A 4,323-nucleotide genomic window follows, 5' to 3' on the forward strand; every position below is an offset into this window, starting at 1 on the left:
CATCATGTCCCGGACCCCCACCGGCAGGTCCCCGGCGACCTCGACGGCCGAGACCCCGTGAAAGACCCGCCGGTCGTCGATGACGACCGTCTCGAACGGCTCGCTGAGCAGCGTACGGAAGAGCGGGTTCATCTCCCGGTCGTACAGCTGGGAGACGCCGCCCTCGACGTTCTCGCGACGCATCAGGACCTGGGCCACGAAGTGGTGGCCGTCCTCGTGGATGCCCTCCGGCGCCGGCAGTCCCTCCGCGTCGCGGGAGGCGATGACGCGGATCTGGTGGATGCCGACGGCGCCGGTGGAGACGTCGAAGCTGCCGGGGATCCGGTCGAGCAGGGTCCGGACGAGCGCCGCGAGCACCGGGGACTCGGCCACCTCCTGCTCGATGGGCGCGAACTCCCGGGCCGCCCCGCCGTGCAGCGGGTTGATCTCCGCCGCCTGGCGGAAGGCTCCGTGGGGGACGCGCTCCAGCGTGCCGCGGGTCAGGTGGAACTCGCTGTACCGGCGCCGTCGGTAGGCGGCGCCGGCCCGCAGGTAGCGGTCGGTCTCCAGGCCGTCCCAGGACTCGCGCAGGTGCTTGATCGCGATCTCGTCGTGTTCGGTGAGGGCTGCGAGGATCTCGGCGGCAGGCACATGGACGTACGGCTCGGGCATGGGGATCGGGCCTTTCGTGCGGGCGGTGCGGGCGGTGCGGGAGAGGCGGGCGGTGCGGGAGCCGCTGGTACGGCCGGTCAGGCGACGGGGGGCGCGGCGGGGCCGGTGGGCCGGGTGGCGGGGTCGGACTGCGCGGTGGAGCCTGACTGCGCAGCCGAGCCGGTGAGCAGTTCCCCCAACCGCGTGAGCATCTCCGGCCTGAGCACCTGATGGCCGGCGTCCAGGTCCGTGATCACCTGGAGGAAGCGGGCCTCGTCGCCGTACTCGCAGGAGGCGATCATCAGACCGCCGTACTCGTGCCCGTCGACCACCAGGGTGGGGGTGATCTGTACGACGTCCAGAGCCTGTTCGGCCTGCTCGACGAAGGCGTCGGTCACGTTGTGGACCGGGAATTCGAGGGACCAGCGGCGCCGGGGCAGCACCGGGACGGCCGGGGCCTGCCACTCGCCGAGCAGGATCTCCGTCATGGCGAGGTAGGTGTTGCGGCCCGAGGCGGCCACGCCGAGGGCGGTGGCGCCGGAGACCCGGGGGTTGATCTCCAGGACGTAGTAGGTGCCGCCGCTGTAGATGATGTCCAGGTTGATCACCCCGGTGATGCCGAGGGTGGTGCACAGCTTCTTCAACTTCTCGGCCACCGGTTCGAAGGCGGCGTCGTCCGCCGGCCGGGGCGCGGACGACCGCAGCTCCCAGAAGGCGAAGGTCGGCCTGCCACCGGTCGGCCCGGTGAAGCACAGCGGCTGTACGGCGTACTCGCCGTCGGCGCCCACGAGTTCGACCGTGCACAGCTCGCCGGTGATGCACCGTTCCAGGACGTGGTTCCCCTCGTCGGGGGTGGCCAGGTACTCCTCCAGCTCCGCCCGGTCGCGGATGAAGCGGATGCCGTTGCCCGAGCTGCCCCAGACCGCCTTGGTCAGCAGCGGGTAGCCGATCTCCTCCGCCTTGAGGCGGATGATGTCGGCGTAGACCGGCACCTCGGCGGCGCCGTTCTTCAGCAGGGTGCCGTCGACGAGCATGCCGTGCGGGGTGTCCAGGCCGTGGTCGGCCAGGATCTTCTTGGTCTCCCACTTGTCGGCGAGCAGCCGGGAGGGGTCGAGGCCGTTGGAGACCATCGGGATGGCGTGCCGGGCCAGCTTCTCCTTCACCACGGCGTCCCGCAGCCCCGCCTCGTCGGGGAAGGACAGCGAGACGACGCCGTCGGCCCCCCAGGCGCGGACCCGGTCGGCGATCTGGTCGGGGGTGGCGTCCTCGGGGAGTTTCTCCCAGGTGCCGCCGGGGAAGTCCGCGGCGCCGCAGTCGCCGTCCGTGTAGAAGATGCGGGCCTCGCGGCCGGCGTCGGTCACGGTCCGGGCCAGCTCCGGGATGTAGGGGCCGGCCCGGGAGACCGGGATCGACCGGATGTACGCGATGCGTTTGATGTCGGACGCGGTCAAGTCTCACTCCAGTTCGATCGGGCGATTCCCGGCGACGGCGGCGTGGCCGCGTGGAAATGCGCTCGGCCCGGGATTCCGCATGTGACGGCGGAGTGAAGGCCGCACGGCCTCCAACTGGGCTTTTGATGCGCGCTTTTCAAGCCGAGTCACTTCAACTTCTATTCAAATCGGCCAAGTTCCGCATGGTGAAACTCAACTCGGTTGTCCTGTTGGCCAATTCGGTCCGGCGACCGTAACCGCACCGAAGCCCCCACAGGACCCCTCGAATATTCGCGATCTCACACTGTGGACAATTTGGGAGGAGGCGACGAATGCCGCCCGGCCATCGTCGTAGGTTCTGTTCCTGTCGCGCCTCTCGCCGCCGGCTGTCTACTGGCACCACCTCCGCCACTGGCGTACCGACCAGTCAACACGCCTGCCGTTCAGCGCAGTTGGCGGAGAGCACAGCCTCCGGGGGAGGCTTGCGGGGAAAGGGCACAGCCCACCCATCGCCCACGCGTGTCCTCGGACCGCGCCGCTTTCACTCCATGTCTCTTTCCGTGCCGCACGGATCTGTGGCACCACTCCCCGTTGGCAGGCAGTTCGACGTCGACCTCCACAGGTAAGGACCCAGGAACGATGAGCGCCATTCGTGACGAGCTGAGCCGGCACATCGAGCAGGGCGTCATTCCGCCCTTCAACTACGCGTACCCTTCCCGCTCCGCCTACCGCCCGCTGAACGGAACCCGGAACATCCGGGATATCTGGGCCGAGGACCTGCAGCGGCACCCCGTTCCTGAGCTCAACCTGTATCTGCATGTGCCGTTCTGCCGGTACAAATGCGGGTTCTGCAACCTGTACACCGTCATCTCCGAGGACATGGACGTGTACGACGCGTACATGGACGCCCTCTGTACGCAGATCCGCGACCACACGGAGATCATCCAGAGCCGGCGGCTGCGCACCATCTACATCGGCGGCGGAACCCCGAGCCTGCTGAGCCTGCGTCACTTCGAGCAGCTCTTCGCCACGCTGAACGAGGTGTACCCGAACTGGCGGAGCACGGTGGAGGAGGTGGCCATCGAGGCCACACCGGACTCCATCGTCAAGGAGCCCGGCACCCTGGAGGGCCTGATCGCCCTGGGCCTCACCCGGGCCAACATCGGCATCCAGTCCCTGGTGCCCTCGGAGATCCGGGAAGCCGGCCGGGGCCAGGCGGGCGAGGACGTCATCCGCCGGGCCATCGAGATCACCCGTGAGAAACAGCTGCCCAACCTGAGCACCGACCTGATCATGGGCTTCGCCGGGCAGACCCCGGAGAGCTGGCGGCACTCGGTCGACGAACTGACGGCGCTCGCCCCCGAGACGATCAGCACGTACTTCCTGACCGTCCGGCCGGACGCGTGGTTCTCCAAGACCGGCGCGTACCAGTACATGATGAGCCCCGACCTGTACGAGCGGTACGACTACGCGAACGCCACGTTCCGCGCCGCCGGATACGTGCAGGAGTCGAACGTCCGCTACAAGAAGCTCGGGCGCGGCGGCTACCAGCAGAAGGTCCTGACCTTCCACGGCGTTCCGCTGCTGGGTCTGGGCGCCGGGGCCCGCAGCTACACCAGCTCGGTCGACTACATGGTCGGGAACGTGAAGCCGAGCCTGACCGAGGTCGCGGACTACATCACCAAGGCCAAGAACCACGAACTGACCCCGCTCACCGGGTTCGTCCTCAACGACGAGGAGATCATCCGGAAGCGGCTGGTCCTGGACACCTTCGACCTGGACCTCAACGAGCTGAACCGCTTCGGGTACCAGGAGATGGCACACCTCTTCGAGCCGGTGCTGGAGGCGGCCGAGGAGGTCGGGCTGCTGCGCAGGCTGCCGACGAACCGCATTCAGCTCACCCCGGCCGGCTTCAAGCACCGCGACACCCTGTCCTGGATGCTCTTCTCGAAGAACGTCATCGACCTGGACCGCGACTACTACGCCGACCTGCACAGCAAGAACAAGCGCGCCCAGAAGCACATGGGCAGCGAGCCCCTCAGCATCTCGGGCCTCAAGACATCACGGGCCTGAGGACCTCCCGGCCCTGACCGTTTCCATCGGGACGACGTCCATCCGCACGACGTCCATCGGCACGACTTCCATCCGCACGACCTTCCCCGGGGGGGCGGGCCCCCGCGGGGGGGGGGCGCCCCCCGGGGGGGGGCGCGGGGCGGGGGGGGGGGCCCCGGGGGGCCCCCCCCGGGCGGGGGGGCCGGGGGGG

Annotated in this window: 3 protein-coding genes; 1 reads left to right on the top strand and 2 read right to left on the bottom strand. The window is 68.9% G+C overall.

Annotated elements, in window-relative coordinates; genetic code table 11:
- Together JS521_RS34230 and JS521_RS34235 are read right to left on the bottom strand one after the other, a co-directional pair.
- The coding region (locus JS521_RS34230; protein WP_205086773.1) for a 2OG-Fe dioxygenase family protein at positions 1-651 on the bottom strand (651 nt) is incomplete at its 3' end.
- Between the two features lie 77 nt (positions 652-728).
- Positions 729-2,081 carry an ATP-grasp domain-containing protein gene (locus tag JS521_RS34235; RefSeq protein ID WP_205086774.1) on the bottom strand — a complete coding sequence of 451 codons (1,353 nt, stop codon included), beginning with the start codon at positions 2,079-2,081 and terminating at the stop codon, positions 729-731.
- 618 nt (positions 2,082-2,699) lie between these two features.
- Here JS521_RS34235 and JS521_RS34240 point away from each other — a divergent pair.
- Positions 2,700-4,133: a coproporphyrinogen-III oxidase family protein gene (locus JS521_RS34240; protein WP_205086775.1), complete on the top strand. Its 1,434-nt coding sequence runs from the start codon at positions 2,700-2,702 to the stop codon at positions 4,131-4,133.
- The last annotated feature ends 190 nt before the right edge of the window (positions 4,134-4,323 follow it).

Origin of the sequence: Streptomyces durocortorensis (genome assembly GCF_016901035.1) — a bacterium.
Taxonomy (GTDB): domain Bacteria; phylum Actinomycetota; class Actinomycetes; order Streptomycetales; family Streptomycetaceae; genus Streptomyces; species Streptomyces durocortorensis.

Excerpts from the sequence above, each read along its gene's own strand:
- JS521_RS34240 (WP_205086775.1), top strand. The coding sequence starts at position 2,700 with ATGAGCGCCATTCGTGACGAGCTGAGCCGGCACATCGAGCAGGGCGTC.